General features: G+C 61.2%; 15 protein-coding genes. 7 read left to right on the top strand and 8 right to left on the bottom strand.

Annotated elements, in window-relative coordinates:
* Window positions 1-259: 259 nt before the first annotated feature.
* From hutH to HMPREF2808_RS11850, 3 genes are all read right to left on the bottom strand, one after another.
* Entirely contained in the window at window positions 260-1,813 is a 1,554-nt protein-coding gene (hutH, locus tag HMPREF2808_RS11860; protein WP_070597104.1) for a histidine ammonia-lyase, read from the bottom strand.
* 182 nt (window positions 1,814-1,995) lie between these two features.
* A complete protein-coding gene (locus HMPREF2808_RS11855; protein ID WP_070624836.1) occupies window positions 1,996-2,724 on the bottom strand; it encodes an IclR family transcriptional regulator in 729 nt (242 codons plus the stop codon).
* A gap of 37 nt (window positions 2,725-2,761) precedes the next feature.
* Window positions 2,762-4,108, bottom strand: a complete 1,347-nt coding sequence (locus tag HMPREF2808_RS11850) for a YjiH family protein (protein ID WP_070624834.1) — start codon at window positions 4,106-4,108, stop codon at window positions 2,762-2,764.
* 364 nt (window positions 4,109-4,472) lie between these two features.
* Between HMPREF2808_RS11850 and HMPREF2808_RS11845 the strand changes: the two genes are divergently transcribed.
* The 4 genes from HMPREF2808_RS11845 to HMPREF2808_RS11830 are packed head-to-tail and all read left to right on the top strand — an operon-like array spanning window position 4,473 to window position 10,383.
* The gene (locus tag HMPREF2808_RS11845) at window positions 4,473-5,873 is read left to right on the top strand and encodes an amino acid permease (protein WP_070624832.1); all 1,401 of its coding nucleotides are present in this window, start codon (window positions 4,473-4,475) and stop codon (window positions 5,871-5,873) included.
* 2 nt (window positions 5,874-5,875) lie between these two features.
* Window positions 5,876-6,844: a formimidoylglutamase gene (gene hutG, locus HMPREF2808_RS11840; RefSeq protein ID WP_070524967.1), complete on the top strand. Its 969-nt coding sequence runs from the start codon at window positions 5,876-5,878 to the stop codon at window positions 6,842-6,844.
* 33 nt (window positions 6,845-6,877) lie between these two features.
* Window positions 6,878-7,270, top strand: a complete 393-nt coding sequence (locus HMPREF2808_RS11835) for a (deoxy)nucleoside triphosphate pyrophosphohydrolase (protein ID WP_070524965.1) — start codon at window positions 6,878-6,880, stop codon at window positions 7,268-7,270.
* A complete protein-coding gene (locus HMPREF2808_RS11830; RefSeq protein ID WP_070624830.1) occupies window positions 7,267-10,383 on the top strand; it encodes a DUF3427 domain-containing protein in 3,117 nt (1,038 codons plus the stop codon). The genes HMPREF2808_RS11835 and HMPREF2808_RS11830 overlap by 4 nt, the downstream gene beginning before the upstream one ends.
* 354 nt (window positions 10,384-10,737) lie before the next feature.
* On the opposite strand, the gene HMPREF2808_RS11825 is transcribed toward HMPREF2808_RS11830, so the two are convergent.
* Complete coding sequence (locus tag HMPREF2808_RS11825) at window positions 10,738-11,973, bottom strand: MFS transporter (RefSeq protein ID WP_070624926.1); 1,236 nt, start codon at window positions 11,971-11,973, stop codon at window positions 10,738-10,740.
* 106 nt (window positions 11,974-12,079) lie between these two features.
* Here HMPREF2808_RS11825 and HMPREF2808_RS11820 point away from each other — a divergent pair, with 106 nt between their 5' ends.
* The gene (locus HMPREF2808_RS11820; protein ID WP_245168466.1) at window positions 12,080-12,601 is read left to right on the top strand and encodes a hypothetical protein; all 522 of its coding nucleotides are present in this window, start codon (window positions 12,080-12,082) and stop codon (window positions 12,599-12,601) included.
* 36 nt (window positions 12,602-12,637) lie between these two features.
* Here HMPREF2808_RS11820 and HMPREF2808_RS11815 read toward each other — a convergent pair whose 3' ends face one another.
* The 3 genes from HMPREF2808_RS11815 to HMPREF2808_RS11805 all read right to left on the bottom strand — a co-directional run bounded on the left by HMPREF2808_RS11815 (window position 12,638) and on the right by HMPREF2808_RS11805 (window position 16,199).
* Window positions 12,638-13,489: an ECF transporter S component gene (locus HMPREF2808_RS11815; protein WP_070562927.1), complete on the bottom strand. Its 852-nt coding sequence runs from the start codon at window positions 13,487-13,489 to the stop codon at window positions 12,638-12,640.
* Window positions 13,490-13,552: 63 nt separating this feature from the next.
* Window positions 13,553-14,401 carry a DNA primase gene (locus HMPREF2808_RS11810; protein ID WP_070624828.1) on the bottom strand — a complete coding sequence of 283 codons (849 nt, stop codon included), beginning with the start codon at window positions 14,399-14,401 and terminating at the stop codon, window positions 13,553-13,555.
* Between the two features lie 76 nt (window positions 14,402-14,477).
* Entirely contained in the window at window positions 14,478-16,199 is a 1,722-nt protein-coding gene (locus HMPREF2808_RS11805; protein WP_070624826.1) for a carboxylesterase/lipase family protein, read from the bottom strand.
* Window positions 16,200-16,314: 115 nt separating this feature from the next.
* On the opposite strand from HMPREF2808_RS11805, the gene HMPREF2808_RS11800 reads away from it, so the two are divergent.
* Together HMPREF2808_RS11800 and HMPREF2808_RS11795 are read left to right on the top strand one after the other, a co-directional pair.
* Window positions 16,315-17,076, top strand: a complete 762-nt coding sequence (locus tag HMPREF2808_RS11800) for a hypothetical protein (RefSeq protein ID WP_070624824.1) — start codon at window positions 16,315-16,317, stop codon at window positions 17,074-17,076.
* A 153-nt stretch (window positions 17,077-17,229) separates the two neighbouring features.
* The gene (locus HMPREF2808_RS11795) at window positions 17,230-20,952 is read left to right on the top strand and encodes a multifunctional oxoglutarate decarboxylase/oxoglutarate dehydrogenase thiamine pyrophosphate-binding subunit/dihydrolipoyllysine-residue succinyltransferase subunit (RefSeq protein ID WP_070624821.1); all 3,723 of its coding nucleotides are present in this window, start codon (window positions 17,230-17,232) and stop codon (window positions 20,950-20,952) included.
* Between the two features lie 490 nt (window positions 20,953-21,442).
* Here HMPREF2808_RS11795 and HMPREF2808_RS13850 read toward each other — a convergent pair.
* Window positions 21,443-21,991, bottom strand: a 549-nt coding sequence (locus HMPREF2808_RS13850) for an LPXTG cell wall anchor domain-containing protein (RefSeq protein ID WP_246818582.1), incomplete at its 5' end; no start/stop codon positions are given.

Below are 21,991 nucleotides of genomic sequence, written 5' to 3'. Positions count from 1 at the left end.
AGTACTGCAGCGGCGCGCTGCCCGCCTCCGCCACATTCAGCTGCCCTGCAGCGGCCCCGCATCAACCAACCCAATGGCTCCATACCTCCACCCAACCCAAAAGTGCAGACCTGGAAGTGCATTCACGCAGGTGGGCGTCGTGAAGCGCCAAGGCAGTGCTTTGCGACGACCAGGTCTGTACTTCCAGGTCTGCACTTTTGAAATCAAGGGCGGACGAGAAAGCCCCATGGACCGCGTGGACCATGGGGCTGGGGTGGAGTTAGCGCAGCGTGCCGACGGCCCCCTCTACCGCAGCCACCAGCGCACCTTCCTTGACCAGGCGCACGGTCTCCTCAATCTCTGGGGAGAGGTAGCGGTCGGTGCCCGGACCCTGCACGGTCTGGCGCAGAGTGTCAATGACCGCGCCAGTACCCTTGGCCGGCTTGCCCTCACGCATATCAATAGCGCGGGCGGCGGTGAGAATTTCGATGGCGAGGACGCGCTGCAGTCCGTCGACTGCCTTGCGCAGCTTGCGCGCGCCCGACCAGCCCATAGAAACGTGGTCTTCCTGCATCGCCGAAGACGGGATGGAATCCGCCGAGGACGGGTTGGCCAGGCGCTTGAGCTCAGAGACGATGCCCGCCTGCGCATACTGCGCAATCATGTGGCCGGAGTCCACGCCCGGGTCATCGGCCAGGAAGGCGTTAAGGCCGCGGTTGCGGGCAACATCGAGGAAGCGATCGGTGCGACGTTCAGAAATAGAGGCCAGGTCAGCCACCACGATGGCCAGGAAGTCCAGCGCGTAGGCCACCGGCGCGCCGTGGAAGTTGCCGTTGGAAACCACGCGCCCATCCTTGGCCACAACCGGGTTGTCGACGGCCGCGGCAAGCTCCCGCTCCGCAACCAAGGCGGTGTGCGCTAAAGTATCGCGGAAACCGCCGGCTACCTGCGGGGCGCAGCGTACGGAGTAGGCGTCCTGGACCTGCTTCTTCTTGAAGTCCTCGAGGGCAGCCGCGAGAATCTCCGACCCCTCTGCAACCTGCAGGATATTGGCTGCGGCATCCGCCTGGCCCGGGTGTGGGCGCAGCTGCTGCAGGTCATCGGCGAATACCACAAGCGTGCCCAGCAGGCCTTCCACTGTCATTGCGGTAGCGATATCCGCGGTCTTGGCCAGTTCTCGCAGATCTGTAATAGCCAGGCACAGCTGGCCCAGCATGCCATCGGTGCCGTTAATTAGCGCCAAGCCTTCCTTCTCCCGCAGCTTGAGCGGCTCAATGCCCGCAGCAGACAGGGCCTCGGCGGCCGGGGTGATATCACCGCCGTCGACGCGCACCTCGCCCTCACCCAACAGCGCCAGCGCGCAGTGCGCGAGCGGAGCCAAGTCGCCGGAGCAGCCCAAGGAGCCGTACTCGCGGACCACCGGGTGGATGTTGGCGTTGAGCACCGCGGCATAGGTCTGTGCCACCACCGGGCGCACACCGGTCCGGCCAGTACACAGGGTGGACAGGCGCAGCAACATGAGCGCGCGGACAACCTCTTGCTCAACCTCCGGGCCCGTGCCCGCCGCATGCGAGCGCACCAGCGAAAGCTGCAGCTGCGCGCGCATCTCCTCCGGAATGTGACGGCGGGCCAGGGCGCCGAAGCCGGTGGAAATGCCATAGACCGGAGTCGGGTCCTGCGCCAGCTCCTCGACGCGCTCGCGTGTGGAGGCGATTTCCTCAAGCGCATCCTGGGAAATCTCTACCGGCGCGCCATAGCGCGCAACGGCCACGACCTCCTCGATGCTCAGCGCCCCGATTCCCACGGTCACGGTGGAGGGATAAGAATTAGACATGTAAGGCTCCTTTAACGTCGCCGCGTTGCCCGCACCTCACCCACCAGCGGGGAGAAAAGGCACGCGAAAATACGTACTTGCTTTCACAAGAATAGAAAAATGGTGATACGCGCGACAGCCTTACGCGTTGCGCTCATAGTACAACAGGCTCCCCGGCGCGCCAATACCCCGCGCACTACGTTTTAACGGCGCCCGTACATCCTCTTTGCCACCTGCTGTGCTGCCGCGTGCAGTTGTTGTGCGACGTCGGTGGCGTCGGCAGTGCCCACCGGGAAAGTCACCGCCAGCGCCGCTGCCGGCCTGCCCACGTGGTCAACCACCGCCACGCCTACCGACGCCTGCCCGCGCGCCACCACCTCAACCTCTTCGGCCCAACCGCGCTCGCGTACGTGGCGCAGGATTTCCTTGTATTCCCCAAAGCCTAAGGAACCGGGGAAGAATGCCGCCTTCCATTCTGCTTCCGGAAGCAGCGCTAACATCGCCCGCCCCGAGGCCGTACGCTGTGCCTGCAGCCGCACTCCCCTCTCCGTGACCAGTGACAGCGCCCCCGGCGCGCGCACCTCGTTGAGGTAGAGAATCTCCGAACCCGCCAAACGCGATAGGTGCCCCGATCCCCCAACGCTGCTGGCAATCCGCTCGAGGTGCCCCCGGGTTGCCCGCACGAGCGGCTGCTGCGTGGCATAAGCCGCGGCCATCGAGTAGGCGGCGAGCCCCAACCCATAGGTCTGGTTTTCCGGCAGGTGCACCACGAATCCCGCGTCCACCATCTCCTTGAGCAGGTGATAGGTGGTGGAGCGCGGCAGGTCCAGCTCACTGCGGATGCGCGCGGCGGAAATCGGCACGTCGATGGTGGACAACAGCCGCAGGATCTCCAGCGCGTTGCGCGCCGCCGGGACTCGGGAGGTACTCATGGGCCCACATTCTAGTGAGCCCTCGACTGAGCCTTCCTTAGGTCACCAGGAAGGCAATCGGCGTCGCAATAATGATGGTCAGCACCACGCGCTCGAACCAGATGACCACAATCTGCCACAGCTTGATCGGAATCTTGGTGGCCAGGATGCAGGGCACCAGCGCGGAGAAGAAGATGATGGCGGAAATCGCCACCACGCCGATGACAAACTTGAGCACCATGCTCTCAGAGCCCGCCACTGCCGTCGCCGGCAGGAACATCTCCGCAATGCCCATTGCCGCGGCCTTGCCCGCCAGCTCCGGTTCCGGTAATTGAACAATCCAGGCAAACGGGTAGAACAGGTAGCCCAGCCAATCGAAGAGCGGCGTGAAGTTAGCCAGCAGCAGACCGATCAGGCCCACGGACATAATGGAAGGCACAATCGCCGCCGCCATGCGCACGCCATCGCGCAGGTTCTCCCAAATGGCAGCACCCAAGGACGGCGCGCGGTCCAGCGCCAGCAGCGCCTCACGCCATGCTGCCTTAAAGAAATTGCCCTTCACTGGCTTTTCCGGGTCCGGTTGCACACCGTCTACGTAGTCATCGGGAATCCTGCTCAGCGGCGGAATCCACACGGTAATCGCCGTGACCAGGAAGGTCACCACAAGGGATACTGCGAAGTACATGCCCCACATATCCATCAAGTCCAGCTGCTTGGCCACGATGACCATGAAGGCGGCTGAGACCGTCGAAAAGCCCGTCGCGATGATGGAGGCCTCACGCGCGGTGTAGCCGCCGCGCTGGTACACACGGTCAGTAATGAGGATTCCTAACGAGTAGGAGCCCACGAAAGAAGCCACCGCGTCGATGGCGGAGCGTCCCGGTGTGCGCCAGAGAGGGCGCATGATGGGCTGCATGAATACGCCCACGAATTCCAGAAAGCCGAAGCTAATGAGCAGGGCTAGGAATGCGCCGCCAATAGGCACGATGAGCCCGACGGGTGTGGCAATCGAATTCCACAGGAAGGGCACGATGTCTTCGTTGGCCAGCACACCCGGAAGGCTTCCGATCACCATGAGGAAGGAGACCACCAGGCCCACCACGTTGAGTGCAGTAAAGACCGCCTGGAGCGGACCTTCCTTCCAGTTTCTATTCACGATGCTGCGCACGGTGCCATAGAGTGCTAGCGCCAGGATGAACCACGGCACGAAGGCATCGGCATAGGTGCGGATGATGGTGACCATGTGGTCAAGCGGGATGGACTTCTTTCCGTCATAACTAATGGGAAAGAAGAATACGAAAGCGCCAATAGCGCTGTAGACAAAGAGGCGCCAGATGCCCTTCTTGGAGGGCACGTCATCCTCGGTCTCGTAGAAGGCGTCAACGATTGCGTCTTCAGAGTTCATGTTCTACCTCACGGTGGTGGAAACGACACGTCATTAGCACGGCCACGCACGCGCCCTTTAAAGGAACGCGCCAAGCAAACACACGCCGCTACACAGCGTTTGCTTCTAGCCATGCCCACGCGACAGCCACACGCAGGTCTCCCACATACTAGCGGCACCGCACATAAATGTCACGCACATCACCCCCGCGCGCGAAATGAGGCACCCACCATAGAGTCGGACCGAGCTGACCACCCACAAAATTGACCCCACGTCTGAACTAGAGGAAAGTAGCTGCCAGACCCACTCGCACCAACCACTCCCCTTATTCGCGGTGCTAGACCCTCCTAGCGCCACAACAGGGGCATAGAGGAGGACGCATCCCGTGGCAGAGACCACCACCAAGCGCGCCGGCTTGAAACACCGGCACCTGCACTTCATCGCCTTAGGCTCAGCTATCGGCACTGGCCTGTTCTACGGTTCTGCCGGCGCCATCCAGGCCGCCGGCCCCTCGGTCCTCTTGGTCTACCTCCTCGGCGGGGCCGTGGTTTATTTCCTCCTGCGCGCACTCGGTGAGATGTCCGTGCACCACCCCGTCACCGGCTCCTTCGCCGAATACGCCCGCACCTTCTTAGGCCCCTGGGCCGGCTACATCACCGGCTGGATGTTCGCCTTCGAGATGGTCATCGTGGCTCTCGCCGACCTCACCGCCATCGGCGTCTACATGCAATTCTGGTTCCCCGGCTCACCCAAGTGGGTGTGGGTCGCCGCCACACTGCTTCTCGTCGGCGGCGCCAACCTCGCCACCGTCAAGGCTTTCGGCGAGCTGGAATTCGCCTTCACCATCGTCAAGGTCGGCGCGGTCATCGCGATGATCCTAGGTGGCGTAGCTGTCTTAGTCTTCGGCCTCTCCACCGCAGAGACCACCGGCCCGACCAACCTGGTCAACGATGGCGGCTTCTTCCCCAACGGCGTCTCCGGTATGGTCGCCTCCTTCATCCTCGTTCTCTTCGCCTTCGGCGGCACGGAGATCGTCGGCGTCGCCAGTGCGGAGGCAGAAGATCCCGCCAAGTCCGTACCGAAGGCCGTCAACACCATCCCGGTGCGCATCCTGCTCTTCTATGTCCTGGCCATCCTGGTCATCCTGATGATCAACCCCTGGCGCAGCATCACCGGTGAGGAAAGCCCCTTCGTCCAAATCTTCTCCACCCTTGGTGTTACCTGGGCCGCGGCCGCCCTCAACGTCGTCGTCATCACCGCGGCGGTCTCCGCTATTAATGCTGATCTCTTCGGCGCCGGCAACGTCCTTACCGGCCTGGCACGCCAGAACCTCGCGCCGCAGATCATGGCGAAGAAGACTCGGGGTGTGCCCGTCATGACCATGATTATCCTGCTCATCGTCATGATCATCGGCACCGCGCTCAACGCGCTCATCCCGGAGAATGTCTTCGAAATCATCGCCTCCCTGGCTACCTTCGCCACCATCTACGTGTGGTTGATGATCCTCCTGGCCCACGTGGCCTCCCGCCGCCAGATGCCCACCGAAGAACGCGCCAGTCTGGAATACACCGTCCCCTTTTGGCCCTGGGGCCAATACTTCTCCATCGCCTTCATCATCTTCACTTTTGGCATCATGGTGTGGCAGGAGCAGTACCGCCCGGCACTCGCCACGGGCTTTATCTTCATCCTCCTGATGACGGCCATCTTCTACCTCACCGGCCGCCGCACCGCCGCCACGAGTGCCCCACAAGAGACTGCCCCGCAAGGAACAGACGCGAAAGGATAACCATGAACACCGTTGATGCCCCCGCCTACTCCCCCGCCCCCGAGTGGTCCGGCCGCTCCGATGGCCCGGGCCCCGAGCATGCGCGGTGGCACAGCGTGGTTCGCCCGCTGGACGTCGCCAAGCCCCAGGCAGATCCCGGCGTCGCACTCCTGGGTTTTGCCTCCGACGAGGGCGTTGAGCGCAACCATGGCCGCCCCGGCGCGGCTGCGGGCCCGGCCGCCCTGCGCAGCGCCCTGGGTTCCCTGGCGCTGCACCATACGCACCCGCTTTACGACGCCGGCACGATCACCACCCAAGGCACCGACCTGGAGGGCTCCCACGAGCGCCTCTCCGAAGCAGTGGAGACACTCTCGCGCGCCGGGCACCTGCCCATCATCCTCGGCGGCGGCCACGAGACGGCCTTCGGCTCCCACCGCGGCGCCTTCCGCGCCCAGGGCCCACTGCAGGTCATCAACCTGGACGCGCATTTCGATCTCCGCACCGCAGACGTGCCCACCTCCGGCACCCCGTTCAAGCAGATTTCTGAGCTGGTCGGCCGCGAGGACTTCGACTATTCCGTCCTGGGAATCTCCCGCCCTAACAACACGCCGGTGCTTTTCGACGAAGCCTCCGCCCTCGGCGTCACCGTCGTCCTCGACGAGGAATTGCTCAGCATGGACCGCGCCCAGGTGCGTGACACCGCCGCGCGCATCTGCGCCGGCACCACACCCATCCACCTCTCCATCGACTTGGACGTTTTGCCCGCCGACCAAGCACCGGGCGTCTCCGCCCCCGCAGGCCTCGGCGTCCCGGTAAACATCATCCGGGAACTCGCACTCACCATCGCCGCCACGGGACGCCTCGCGCTTGTCGACGTCGTCGAGCTCAACCCCACCTTCGACATCGACGCCCACACCGCCAAGCTGGCCGCGCGGTTGATTGATGACATTGTGACTGCGCATATTTCTGCTGCCACGGGCGCGAATTCCTAGATAAGACCGGGGCTAGCCGGCATACTGGTCCCCATGAGTTCACCGATTCGTGTTGTCGGCGCCGTCTTCACAGACGGCAATCGTTTCCTGGCCTGTCGAAAGGCTCCTGGAAAGTCCCTCGCCGGCATGTGGGAGTTTCCGGGCGGCAAGGTTGAGTCGGGCGAAACCCCGGAGCAGGCGCTGGCGCGTGAGATCAAGGAAGAGCTTTCCGTAACCGCAACCGTTGGCGACAAGGTCACCTCGACCTTGTACGAGTATGACTTCGCCACCATTGAGCTAACTACATTCCTGTGCCGCATCGAGTCCGGTGAACTAACCCTTAGTGATCACGACGAGACGCGTTGGGTGACCTCACCTGAGGCACGGGAACTCGACTGGGCTCCCGCAGACATTCCCACCGTCAAACTCATTTCTTCGCGCCTATGAGCTCCGAATCCATCCTGCCCTTCGGCATCTACGAAACCCCGGTCACCGCTCGTATTCAGGAGCGGATCGAGGAGACCAAACGGGCTCGCCCCACGGCTGCTACTGGCATCGCTCACGAGTCCACGAAGGACGTCAATCCGCGCTTCGCCGCGGCAGTGTCTCAGCATTTCGCCAAAGCACTTGAACAAAAACTCACCGAGATGACGAAGGCGGAAGACCGCGTTGCCCTCATCAATGCGCTAGCACAACATCTTGGTGCGGATGAGTCTATCGCCGCAGAACAGCTGCTCTACGCCATCTATCGATCAGAGCTCGAGGAGGCCCCGGAGCTTCCGGAAGTCTCGCTCAACACCAGTGCCTTGTTCACCAACAGCGTGGACGACACCAATATGTCGGTTGAGATCGCCCGTGAGATTAGAACGGCGGACTCCGTCGATCTGCTGTGCGCTTTCATCAAGAGCTCGGGCATTGCGATCATCAGCGATGAACTGGAATACCTCAGGGATCACCAGATTCCGTTGCGAGTCATTACGTCCACTTACTGCGGGGCGACCGAAGCAGCCGCAGTGCGCCGACTCGTGGAAGATTACGGTGCTGAAGTCCGCATTTGCTACGAACACAAGAGCACACGCTTGCATGCCAAGGCCTGGCTCTTTCGGCGAAAGTCCGGGTTCGACACCGCCTTCATCGGCAGCTCAAACCTTTCGCGCTCAGCGCTGGTTGATGGTTGGGAATGGAACGTCCGAGGTTCTCGTTCCTCCACGCCGGAGATCATTGAGAAGTTCATCAAGACCTTCGACAGCTATTGGTACGACAATCACTTCAAGGCATTTGATCCCGAAAAGGATTACGAGCGACTCAAGGAGGCTCTCGGCAGCGCCAAATTCCTCGAATCAAAGCCCAGCGAGAAGCTCGAGCTATCTGGCCTTCGCGTCGAGCCCTACCCCTACCAAGAAGAGATGCTCGAAGCTTTAGACTCCGAGCGCGAAGTTCACGATCGTCACCGCAACCTCCTCATTGCCGCCACCGGTACAGGCAAGACGGTCGTGGCTGCACTTGACTACCGCCGCCTGTGCGAGAAGCTGGGGCGAAGGCCACGGCTGCTTTTCATTGCCCACCGGCGTGAGATTCTCACCCAGGCCCAGCGGACGTACCGCGAGGTTCTTCGTACTGCCAGCTTTGGCGAACTCCTCCTAAGCGGTGAGCAACCCAGCCAGTGGGACCATGTTTTCGCGAGCATCCAGTCTCTGCATGGCGAGCGCCTAGCACAGATTGCGCCGGACCATTTTGAGGTCGTCGTCATTGATGAGTTCCACCACGCCGAGGCCGCGACGTACCGCGCTGTTTTGGACTACCTGCAACCACGTGAGCTCCTTGGCCTCACGGCCACACCGGAGCGCGGTGACGGCGAGAACGTCCAGAAGTATTTCGACTATCGCGTAGCCCATGAGCTTCGCCTCTGGGATGCGTTGCGCCTCCAGCTCCTCGCGCCGTTGCACTACTACGGAGTCGACGATGATACCGACCTGACGAGCCTGACCTGGAACCGTGGAAAGAAGGACTACCAAGCTTCGGAGCTGAGCGAGATTTATATCAAGGCCGGAGAAAAGCGCACCAAGTTCATCATCAACGAGCTCAATCATCGCATCTTCGATCTCTCCGAAATGAAGGCCCTTGGCTTCTGCGTGACCATCGCCCACGCCGAATACATGGCGGAGCAATTCAACCTTTTCGGCATCCCTGCCTTAGCGGTCAGCAGCAAGCTCAACGTTGATGAGCGTCGTCGCGCCATTGAGCAGCTTCGCGAAGGCACTATCAAGATCATCTTCGCGGTCGATATTTTCAACGAAGGCGTCGATATCCCAGCGGTCAACACGCTGCTGCTTCTGCGCCCGACGCAAAGCCCGGTGCTCTTCGTCCAACAGCTCGGCCGCGGCCTGCGCCTCAACGAAGGAAAGAACGCCTGCACCGTCTTTGATTTCCTAGGCCTCCAGCACGAGGAATTCGATTTCGAAGAGCGCTTCAAGGTGCTTACCGCCGCTCGCGGAAAGAACCTCGCCAAGGAGGTAGAGCAAGGATTCCCCACTGCCCCGCCTGGCTCCAACATCACCTTGGACCGCGTAACGACCGAGCGCGTTCTAAAGAACATCAAACGCTTGGCCCGGAACACAGTTAAGAAGATACGAGCACTGATTACTGACTACGGCACGACCGATCTCGCAAGCTTCATAAATAGCTCTGGCGTCCCCGTGGAAGACATCTACCGTCGCAAGGGCATTACGTGGACCACGCTGCTTCGCGACGAGAACCTGCTGCCCTCCGGCCCTGCGAGCGAGCACGAAGAGTTTCTACTCAGCCGAATCCGGGTGCTGTTACACATCAACGATCCCAACCGCGTAGCGGCCTACAGTCTCCTGGTTTCTCCGGATGGGCCATATGAAAAGGACATGACTCCCGAGCAAGTCCGGTACGCCACCATGCTTGTGCTGGCTCTGTGGGCGAACTCAAATACGGCAATCCCAGAGACCATTGACCAGGCCCTGAGCATCATCCGCGCCTGCCCTGCCTTCGTCGCCGAAGTAACTCAGGTTATGCGGCTCACACTCGACCGCTCCCGAGTCATCCCAGAGAAATCGACGAATAGTGTCTTGGAAACACACGCGGATTACAGCCTCGCCGAACTCGTCGGCGCTTTGGACGACGGCTCTCTGCGCAAGCTCGCCAACCTCCCACGCGAAGGGGTACGCCGCTTCGATGCCTCTAACACTGATCTTTTCCTGGTTGCTTTCCAAAAGGATGAGAACGTTAGTGCTTCGACAAACTACCGCGATTACCCGCTAGCACCGGATCGTTTGCACTGGGAATCCCAATCCACCACATCACTTAAGTCCGCGATGGCCCGCCGCTACATCCACCACCATGAGCTCAACGGCAACATCATCATCGCAACCCGTTTTAATAAGAAGAACAAGGTGGATACGGCTTCGGCATATACCTTCCTAGGAAACGTCGATTACGTCACGCACAGCGGTGAGAAGCCGATCCAGTTCGAATGGAGCCTCCGCCGTGACATGCCCAAGCAGCTTTATGCAGCCGGGCGCACTGTGGCTTAAACCTCACAGTGAGTTAAGCCAGGAAGTTGACGCCGTAACCACCATAAATTAATCTTTTCTTAGCAGATTAAGAAGTAATTAATCTCTGTTGCCTTGGTGCAGAAAAATGGAGGTCGGTTATGGGAGCCGCGAGCGAGCGTAGCCAAAAGCGCTGGAACCGCCCAGATACCGGTTCCGAAACTTCCGTGTATGGGTTTACGCGTTTTAGGGAACGCAGCTTCAAGACTGGCACCACCCCACGATGGGCTGCATGCAGCAAGAAAGCGCGCCACACGCGCTAAGTAGCGTTAAAGCCGCCCCAAAACTCCGTCAGCACAACTCCGCTAGCAATTCGTAGTCGGACTATTCCGCTTTCTATCGCCGCGGGTGGTAGCGGCGGCGCAACCCACGCAGAATGATCTTCCGCTCCCCCAAAGTGTCGCGGCCGAAAGTCCACGCCACAATGCCAGCCGCGGCCACTACTGCGCAGAACCCGAAAGCGGTCTCAAATCCGTACCTATCCGCCAGCAGCCCGATGAAAATCGGGCCTAAAATCTGCCCGAAGTCACCTGCCATCTGGAACGTCGACAGCACCTGTCCGCCCGAGCGCTGCGAGCCGACGATGTCCGCCACGGCTGCTTGCTGCGACGGAGCGATGAGGCCCGATGCCGCGCCGGACAGGGCGGAGAGGATGAGGAGGGATACGATGTTCGTCGCCAAGCCCAGCGTGCCAACGAACAATGCGGAACCCACCAGTCCTGCAATGATGAGCGGGCGACGTCCGACCCGGTCAGACCATGATCCGGAGAACTGCAGGACAATGGCATTGCCGGCGGCGAAGGCCGCCAGAGCGACGCCCGACGTGGAGGCACCGTTGGCAAAAATGGCGGCTGCGAACAGAGGGAGGACAGCCACGCGCACACCCATGTTGATCCAGCCTTGGGCAAAGTTCGACGTCAGTACCGCCCGGTAGGCGGTATCCTCCCAGGCTTCCGCCAAGTGCATCGGACGGAGTTGGCGCCGGCGCTCATCGGCGCGATTGACCGACGGCATGAGGATCCACACAACCAACGCGGCGATGGCCACACCGGTGCCGTAAATAAAGAAGGGCCACCGGAAGCCCAGGAAGGAAAGGCTCGCACCCACGAGCGGACCAATCACGTTGCCGAGAAGGAAGGATGTGGCGTAGGTGGCCGAACAGCGCCCGCGGATGCTGGGCGGTGCCAGGCGCACGATGAGCCCCATCGCCGCGACAGTAAACATCGTCGAGCCAATGCCGGCGATAGCCCGCAAGGCGACGATCTGCCAGTATTCCTGCGCCATTCCCACCAAACCGGTGGTGAGCGCCACGGTGAACAAACCTGTCACGTACACGCGGCGCGTGCCCACGCGGTCGATGAGGAAGCCAGCGGCCGGGGCGAAGACTAGGCGGCTAGCGGAAAAGACGGAGACAACGAGGCCGGCTGCGGCCATCGAGACGTCGAAGCTAACGATGAACTGTGGAAGCAGCGGCGCAATGAGCCCGTACCCCAAGGCGATGATGAACCCGGCGGTGACCATGACCCAAATTTCCCGCGGGATCTTAACCTGCGGAGCTGCAGTACTTTTCATATCGCCATTCACTGTATCCCACCCCGTCAAATCGTCGAACGCTACATCGAACATATGTTCCCTTAAAGGTTCGGTGATGTCCGCGTGGATTTCTAGTGTGTGGGCCATGAAGAACTACAGCAGCATTCACACTTCCGTTCAGTCCCCGTCCGCTCTCAGCACCGGTGAACTCACCGCGGATATCCTCTACCACCACCACGAAACGCTTCGCTCCATAGAGAGCATCATCCGCCATCCGCGCTCGCTTGCGCGGCCGACGCCACAGTGGCGCCCACCATCAAAAGTGCTGCCACCGGTAAAGACATATGGCGGTGAAGCACTCCCGCTGACGCTTACCATTTCGCGCCACCGCGTGGGTGAGCGGGCTAAGGCCCGCGTTCTGGGGTATGGCGAAAAGCGCGTGCCCTCCTACCTCGTTACGGTGCGCATTACTGATCCCACTGGCCGCCCCGTCGCCCCCTCACTAGCGGAAGCGTGGGTGCGGGCCCTAGTTCCTGAAGAACTCGTCTCCGCAGTGCATGAGATTTCCAGCAGCAGCGCAGCTACGTTTGTGTGGCTGGTGGATAGCACCTACACACCGGTGCATTCCCCGCTTTCCCTTTTCGAAGGGCTTAGTCAGGCCGCCTAGTACCGGTGGGCCTCATCAGGTCGAGATGCTCAGCCGCTAGAAGTAGCGCTGGATCCGGTCCAGGAAACCTTTGGGCGGTTCCTCATCAAGAGAAAGTGAGAACCTATCCTCCGTCAGCACGCGATCCAATGCTGGGCGCGTCTCCGGGTAGTCATAAAGGCGGAGGATGGGTTTCGGCGCCAAGCGGATTGCAATGCACACCACAAGCGCCGTAAACGTCTTGTCAATGACGTCAGAGCACAGGTTCTGAAGCAGTATGGCGAGGTGTTCATCGTGCAGTATGAGCTCCCACAGCGCTATAAGTTCAGCGGGGCCGCGCTGGCCGTAATCGCTGGGAAGTAACCACGTAGAAACTGCGGACAACAATCCTGCGACAATGCCCAGCCCGGTACCAGCAAGCATCATGGCCAGCGTTCGTTTAAACGCACCACGGCGCGCAAGCCAGCCAAACAAATAGGCCACCACCACGGCTGTTGGCAAATACGCCAAGAGCGACGGGTTATTGATACTAGCCAGGCAAGCGCTCAAAACTGCGGTGCCCATTCCCAAGACAGGGCCGTAAACGATTGCTATGAAAGCCGTGCCCATCATGTCGAGGTACAAGGGGATGTTGATGTTGAAGATCAACGACGACAAGAGGAGGTTTGCCGCCACTGCAAGCAAAGGGTTGAACAGTGCGTGGTTACCCAAGGACCGCCACTGTGCAGCAATGAAGAAAATTGCGCCGAGCAGACTCAGGCACCACACGCCGGTCGAAAGCACGGAGGAAAAGACAAAATCCCGATGGCCATAGTCCGGATTCAACGACAGCACCCAAGACAAAGCCACACACACTAGCGCTGAGCCAACACACAGACGCTGGTACAGCGATGCCTTGTCATTCGGCATTTGTCTTGGTTGCTCCTCTTCAACGCCAGGGAAAAGTACGCTCCTACCCTACCCCGGACGCTTTTAGTCGTCGGCGTCGCCTTCCTCGATGTCGGAGTCATCGTCATCATCGTCGTCGAAAAGAACGTCATCCTCGTCCTCATCATCGGCGCCGAAAATGTCATAGACCTCAGGCTCGTCAATATCGGAATCATCGATGCTGACCAGCTGGGCTTCCCAATCCAAGGCCTGATCGGAGACAAGGCTCAGCACGTCAAAGAGACGGTCAAAGTCGGTGTAGGTGCCCAGTTCGAGGGCCTCGGCAGGAACCTCGATGATGGGGGCTAGCGCGCCGTCCACGTCGTCCACGTCGCCGAAGATGACAACGCGCTCTTCTTCGCTCAAGTCCTCTGGAGTCTCGATGTCCCAGAGCTTGCTGATTGCCTCATCCTCCAGCTCATCGAGCTCTTCCTCATCAAAGTCGAAGGAGAGGAAACGCACGACCGCGCTCGGAACACCGTCGATGGTCTCCACCAGCACGCGCAGTTCCGAGTCATTGGCTACCTCTGCCACGACGAGGTTCGGGTTAAATTCGTCCTGGACAAACTCCAACTCAGCGATGCGCTCATCGGTACCTTCTAGCAGGTCACGCAGCACCGTCACCACCTGGTCCGTGGCGATGTGGCGGGATACGGCCTCAACCGCATCCTCCACAGAGAACGCCACGGACACCAAAACGGCCTCGAAGTCTTCGTCATCCTCGTCCACGTCTGCGGCGGCGATATATACGTTGGCGGCTGGCAGAAGTGGGTCAATTTCCACAAACTGGATTTCCAAATCGGAGGTGATGGGCACGAACATCACATCGTCATTGACGCGGGACTCAATGCCCTCCCCGTCCAGCGCAGAGGCGATATCTTCAAAAAAGCTCATGTGATAAACATCCATCCATGTGGGAGTCTCACCCAGGCTGCTGCCAAGGCCCCACACATCCTACCTGCGTTTGCCCTCAATAGCTGCCGCCCTCAAGCAGGAATCCCAGTTCCTTCAGAATCTCCGGACGCCCGGTGCCCCACTCCAACATGTCGTAGGCCTCCCACGCTTGACGACGCCCCTCCATCGGCGCCTCCTCGACGCGCGGCTCCACATCGAAAACCATCGTTGAGCGCTGCGGGGCGCGATATTGCGGCCAGTTGTCTTGAGGAGCCCCTCCCCTGATGAACTCGCCCCATTGCGCCTGCATGGTCTCGGTCACGTCATCCATTTCGGAGGATTTAGCAATGCTGGTGAGGAAGGAGACGCGTGATGCTCCCGGATCACCAAAGATATTGGAGAGCTCCATCGAGTGCATCGCCCCCAAGCCCAGCCAACGCAGTGCTGCCGGGGCGAAGTCGAAGCGGTACATCCACGTCGGATAGCGCCGCGCATGCTCCGAAGCCACGCGGACGGTGGGGGCCCAGAAGAGGGCGTCGGTAAGCAAGTCCCCGAAATCGCGGCGCGAAACCGCACCGCCGTATGCCGCGACGACATCCGGTGCACTCTCCGGATCGAAGGAAGCTAGCAGGCGCAGCGCTGCGCGCTCACGCGCACTCTGACGCTGGTAGAGGAACTTGCCAAAACTAGCTTCACCGGAATTAGTTCCTACAAGTAACGGCACGGGGTGCTGGTTGCCGGCCTCAAAGGCCTCGATGGGGTGCTGTGGGATGAGGTCGCCGTCGACAGTCGGCGCATAACAGGAATTCAGATACAGTAACTCCCCCGCGCGCCACATCATGGACTGGCCGGAGCGCACCACGTCCGCGAAATCCTCGCGGCGTAAATCATCCGCAGTGGTATCACGCGGCAAGGCCATCTTGTGGACCAGCTCGCGGGCCCAAAAGACTGACTGCGCTCGCGAATGGATCATGCCGATCGGTGGTGATTGAGCAATCGCACGGTGGAACAGGCCCTCGGCGCGCGGAACAGCCATCAACGTCAGGACCGCCGCACCGCCGGCGGATTCCCCCATGAGCGTGACATTGTCTGGGTCCCCGCCGAAGGCCGCGATATTGTCTCGCACCCACTCCAGCGCCAAGACCTGATCCGCCACGGCCGGGTTGGCACAGGCCTCCCCGCCAAGGCTTCGGACGTCGAGGTAGCCCAAAGCCCCTAGGCGAAAATTCACCGACACATAGACCACGCCCATCTGCGCCGCGAACTCGAAACCGCGCAGCATCAACATGTGGGAGGAGCCCACGATGAAGCTGCCGCCGTGCAGATACACCACGACGGGCAGCTTCTCCCCTGCCTGAGAACCCGACGGCGCATCGGGCCCACCCGCATGGTGCGGGCGGACGACATCGAGGGTCAGGCAGTCCTCCGCGCCTTCAATGCGGTCGGTCCAGGAATAGACCGGCTGCGGGGCAACGTGGCCAAACTCGCGGCAATCCCGGATCCCTTCCCAAGCCGGGGCCGGGCGCGGCTCCATGAAACGGCTCGCGCCTGACGTATCCGCGCCGAAGGGAATCCCGCGCCACGATCGCACGGGCGCGCTCAGTGGACGGTCCGTGCGCAATTCCTCTTCGATGCAGCCGCGTACCCAGCCGCCGCTGGTGAGGACCGTGAGATCGTCGGCAAGCGCGGTGCGTGCTGCCTCGTGGGCGGCGCGGGCACGGGCGTGGAGGGAATCTGCAAGCAAGCGCGCCGCGGCCGCGCTGACCTCACGCGGAGGGAAAGGCTCAAACTCGCTCATGTCTCATACCCTAGTGTGCTAGCTTGCCGACGCGCTCAATAAAGCTTTTTCGATACGGTGGTAAACATACAGTTCAGATTCACAATCAGCATTAGCAAAGAATTAAGGTGAGACAATGCTCGACAAGGTCTTTGACAAAAAGAACAAATCTGTTAGCCGCCAGGATTCATCTAAAGAGGGGGCCAGCACTTCCGAGACCGTAGGCACCTTGGAGGTTGATGAGTCCAACCGCATTACCCAAGGTTTCTTAGGAGCCATCGACAAGATCGTCTCGGTACAGTCTTCCGTCATCATCAGCTACGTCGAAGGTCTAAAGAAGCGCAACTCCGACGCCAGCCCGGCTCAGCTCCAAGCACTCATTGACAAGCACTTCATGAACATCATCACCGGCACGGGTGCCGCCGCCGGTGCCTCCGCTGCTATCCCCGGTATCGGTCTCGTCACCGGCGCAGCCACCGTTGGCGCTGAATCCCTGGTCTTCCTCGAAGCAGCCGCGTGGTACATCCTCGCCTCGGCGCACCTGCGCGGTGACGACATCCGGGATAAGGAGCGCCGCCGTGCACTCGTGTTGGTGGTGCTCACCGGCTCCCAGGGCAGTGCCTTGGTCGATACCTTTGTGGGCGATGTAACCTCGCTGTCCGGTGTAACCTCCGCGGCCACTCTCTCGCGCTTCTCCGGCCCTACCCTCAGCGGCCTCAACGGCCGTCTGACCAAGCTGTTTATGAAGCAGGCCACCAAGAAGCTGAAGTGGGCATGGGTGTCCAAGCTGCTGCCGATGGGTATAGGCGCGGTGTTGGGAACAACCGCCAACCGCAAATTGGGCCGCCAAGTTATTGACCATGCCAACACCCAACTCTCCCCCCTGCAGGGGGAGTAAAGGCCGCGAAACGCGCCCAGGATAGTGGCCAAACTTACAGGGCCCGTATCATAAAGGAAGACACTTTTCGGGGTGCCTTTCGCACCCGTGGATTGGCCTACTAGAGTCGAATAAAGACAAACTTAGAAGCACAGAAAGAGGCGAGCATCTGCCGTGAGCAACTCGAGCATCTATGGCCCGAATGCGTGGCTGATTGACGAACAGTTTCAGCAGTACTCAAAGGACCCGAACTCCGTAGACAAAGAGTGGCGCGAGTACTTTGAGGCCAACGGGGCACCGAAGTCGGCCGCACAGTCCAAGGCTGCGGACGCTCCGGCCACCACCCCCGCACAGAAGAAGAGCGCGGCACCAGCTGCAGAGAAGTCCCCTGCAGCTCCGGGCACCAAGGCACCGAGCGACTCTAAGGCTTCCGCCGCGGCCGCTAAGTCCGCAAAGAAGGCTGAAAAGAAGTCCGAGTCCCCGCTGGATCGCATCAAGGATGCACCGGAGCCGGGTTCCCGCGTGCTCAAGGGCATGTTCAAGGCAATCGCCAAGAACATGGACGAGTCCCTGGAGATCCCCACCGCCACCACCGTGCGCGACATCCCGGTCAAGCTCATGTGGGAAAACCGCGCGATGATCAACGATCACCTCAAGCGCACCCGCGGCGGCAAGATCTCCTTCACCCACATCCTGGGCTACGCCATGGTCAAGGCAGTTCAGATCCACCCGGACATGAACGTGCGCTACGAAATCCAGGACGGCAAGCCCACCGTGGTTCAGCCGGAGCACGTCAACCTGGGCCTGGCCATCGACCTCCCGCAGAAGGATGGTTCCCGCGCCCTCGTCGTGGCTGCCATCAAGGAGGCAGAGAACAAGACCTTCTCCGAGTTCATCGATGCCTACCAGGACATCGTTGACCGCTCCCGCAAGAACAAGCTGACGATGGATGACTTCTCCGGCGTCACCATCAACCTGACCAACCCGGGCGGCATTGGCACCCGTCACTCCATCGCCCGCCTGACCAAGGGTTCCGGCGCCATCATCGGTGTCGGCTCCATGGACTACCCGGCTGAATTCGCCGGCACCTCCGCAGACCGCCTGGCTGATTTGGGCGTTGGCCGCATGGTTACCCTCACCTCCACCTATGATCACCGCGTTATCCAGGGCGCTGAGTCTGGTGAGTTCCTGCGCACCATCGGCCAGCTCATTCTGGACGACGCCTTCTGGGACGAGCTCTTCGAGTCCATGGGCGTTCCCTACCAGCCCTTCCGCTGGGCTGCCGACGTCCCCAACACGGGCGTCGACAAGAACACGCGCGTCATGCAGTACATCGAGGCCTACCGCTCCCGCGGCCACCTGCTGGCTGACATCAACCCGCTGGGCTGGAAGCAGCCGGGCCTGCCTTGGCCGGATCACCGCGACCTGGACCTGGCTACCCATGGACTGACCATCTGGGATCTGGACCGCACCTTCAACGTCGGTGGTTTCGGCGGCAAGGAGACCATGACTCTGCGTGAGGTGGTTACCCGCCTGCGCTCCGCTTACACCCTCAAGGTTGGCTCCGAGTACGCCCACATCCTCGACCGCGATGAGCGCGGCTGGCTGCAGGAGCAGATTGAGGCCGGCATGCCGAAGCCGACCAACTCTGAGCAGAAGTACATCCTGCAGAAGGTCAACGCGGCTGAAGCCTTCGAGAACTTCCTGCAGACCAAGTACGTAGGCCAGAAGCGCTTCTCCTTGGAGGGCGCTGAGTCCCTCATCGCCCTGCTGGACTCCATCGTGGACACCGCCGCTGGCCAGGACCTCGACGAGGTCGTCATCGGTATGCCGCACCGCGGCCGCCTCAACGTTCTCTTCAACATCGTGGGCAAGCCGCTGGCAGATATCTTCGGTGAGTTCGACGGCAACTACAAGGGCGGCCAGCTCGGCGGCTCGGGTGACGTGAAGTACCACTTGGGTGCTGAGGGCGAGCACCTGCAGATGTTTGGTGACGGCGAAATCAAGGTCACCCTGGCCGCTAACCCGTCTCACCTCGAGGCCGTTGACCCGGTCATGGAAGGTATCGCACGCGCTAAGCAAGACATCCTGGACAAGGGCGCGGAGGGCCACACCGTCGTGCCGATCATGCTCCACGGCGATGCTTCCTTCACCGGCCTGGGCGTGGTCCAGGAAACCATCAACCTGTCCAAGCTGCGCGGCTACACCACCGGCGGTACCGTCCACGTGGTCGTCAACAACCAGGTTGGCTTCACCACTACCCCGGATTCCGGACGCTCCACGCACTACGCCACCGACCTGGCCAAGGGCTTCGACTGCCCGGTCTTCCACGTCAACGGCGACAACCCCGAGGCAGTTGTCTGGGTGGGCAAGCTGGCCACCGAGTACCGCCGCCGCTTCGGCAAGGACGTCTTCATTGACCTCGTCTGCTACCGCCTGCGCGGCCACAACGAGGCCGATGACCCGTCGATGACCCAGCCGCTGCTCTACGACATCATCGATGACCACAAGTCCGTCCGTGAGCGCTACACCGAGGAGCTCATCGGCCGCGGCGACCTCTCCGATGAAGAGGCAGAGGCAGCTGCACGCGACTTCCACGATCAGATGGAGTCCGTCTTCACCGAGCACAAGAAGGCGCAAGAGGCTGGACCGAAGGAGCAGACCGGTATTACCTCCTCCCAGGAGCTGACCCGCGGTCTGGATACCTCCATCACTGCCGAGGAACTCGCCGAGATCGGCGATGCCTACGGCACCCCGCCGGAGGACTTCGAGTACCACAAGCGTGTTCGCAAGGTTGCCAAGGACCGCCAGAAGACCTCCCGCGAAGGCGGCATCGACTGGGGTTGGGGCGAGCTCATCGCCTTTGGCTCCCTGGCCAACTCCGGCAAGGTCGTGCGCCTGGCCGGTGAGGATTCCCGCCGCGGTACCTTCACCCAACGCCACGCGGTGGCCTTCGACCCGCACACGGGTAAGGAATACAACCCCGTTGCGCACCTGGCTGAGTCCAAGGGCAATGGCGGCAAGTTCATGGTCTACAACTCCGCGCTGACCGAGTACGCCGGCATGGGCTTCGAGTACGGCTACACCGTGGGTAACCCGGATGCTGTCGTGGCCTGGGAGGCACAGTTCGGTGACTTCGCCAACGGCGCTCAGACCATCATCGATGAGTACATCTCCTCCGGTGAGGCCAAGTGGGGCCAGCTGTCCAGCCTGATCCTGCTGCTGCCCCACGGCTATGAGGGCCAGGGCCCGGACCACTCCTCCGCCCGCATCGAGCGCTACCTCCAGCTGTGTGCTGAGGGCTCCATGACCGTGGCTCAGCCGTCGACCCCGGCTAACCACTTCCACCTGCTGCGCCGCCAGGCACTTGGTGAGATGAAGCGTCCGCTCGTGGTCTTCACCCCGAAGTCCATGCTGCGCAACAAGGCTGCAACTTCCGCCGTGGAGGACTTCACTGAGATCAAGAAGTTCCAGTCCGTCATCAATGACCCGAACTTCGTTGACATCAACGGCAAGAAGGTCGGCGATACCGACAAGGTCAAGACCATCATGCTCGTCTCCGGCAAGCTCTACTGGGAGCTGGCCAAGAAGAAGGAGGCCGACGGCCGCGACGATATCGCTATCGTCCGCGTGGAGATGCTCCACCCGATTCCGTTCAACCGTCTGCGCGAGGCTTTCGAGGCTTACCCGAATGCAACGCAGATTCGCTTCGTGCAGGACGAGCCGGCGAACCAGGGCCCGTGGCCGTTCTACAACGAGCACCTGCGTGAGCTCATCCCGGATATGCCGGAGATGGTCCGCGTTTCCCGCCGCTCGCAGTCCTCGACTGCTACCGGTAACGCGAAGGTTCACCAGATTGAGCAGAAGAACCTGCTGGAGGAAGCCTTCGACATCTAAAGGTGCTCAAAGCCTAGGGCGCTGACACACAGCACAGCGCCACTCCAGGCCCCGGCCGCCACGAACTCACTACGAGCGTGGTGGCCGGAGCTTTTTCTTGCCCGCAGGGAACCCAACAGCTGCGCCGCACACGCCTACGTCTCCCCCGCCCACCCTTCGCGCTCACAGGGGGACATCAATCAGCGACCACTAGCGCTCCCGGTGAGCGCGAAGGGTGACGCACACAAGAGTCCTAAGGCCTCGGCGGTTCTCAGCGTTTCGGCCGACAGAACAGCGGGCCCTCATTCTTGCTCAGTTCCGGTCGAGGGGCGCAACACCACGAAAGCTGACAAACCTTGCTCAATGCCAGCATCGAACTTCGAAGGCGCATCTGGACCTCGCAGTGCGATTGCGCAAGAAGAAACGCCCGAGCTTTTGCTCGGGCTTTTGCTCGTGGTTCACTCAACCACTGCCTTGGGGGCTGGCCAAGCCCCCTAAGGAAACCTAGGTCTTAGGAATCCTTGCGGCGGCTAGGACGCAGAATCAACGCTGCACCAGCGATGAGCGCCAAAGCCACACCAACAAGGCCTAGGACGTTGGCACCGGTGTTGGCGAGCTTGCCAGACGAGGTGCTCTTAGCAGAGGCCGGAGTGCTCGAGGTCGTACCAGGCTGGCTGGCCTGGTTCGGCTGAGCATTCTGGTTCTGCGTTGGCGTCGGCTGTGCTTCCGTGTTCGGCGCCTTCGGCGCTTCCGAAGCTTCCGGCACCTTCGGCTGCTGCGGCTTCACCGGCTCAACCGGCTTGACCGGCTTCGTCGGCAACTCCGGAATGTGCGGAAGCTTGAAGAAGTGGGCCAGTACCGGCGGAATAATCACCAGCGGGATGAGCGGCCACAGGCTGCTGAGGTCCGGGATGCTCGAAGTAGAGGAACCAGGCTTTTCAGGTTCTTCAGTCGGGGTTTCCGTCGGGTCCTCGGTTGGGTCTTCCGTTGGGTCTTCCGTTGGGTCCTCGGTGGGATCAACTGTCGGATCCTCGGTTGGCTCTACCGTCGGGTCCTCGGT

Origin of the sequence: Corynebacterium sp. HMSC078A10 (assembly GCF_001811565.1) — a bacterium.
Taxonomy (GTDB): Bacteria; Actinomycetota; Actinomycetes; order Mycobacteriales; family Mycobacteriaceae; genus Corynebacterium; species Corynebacterium hesseae.
Note: the sequence above shows the minus strand (reverse complement) of the source record. Positions and strands in the feature narration are given on the sequence as shown.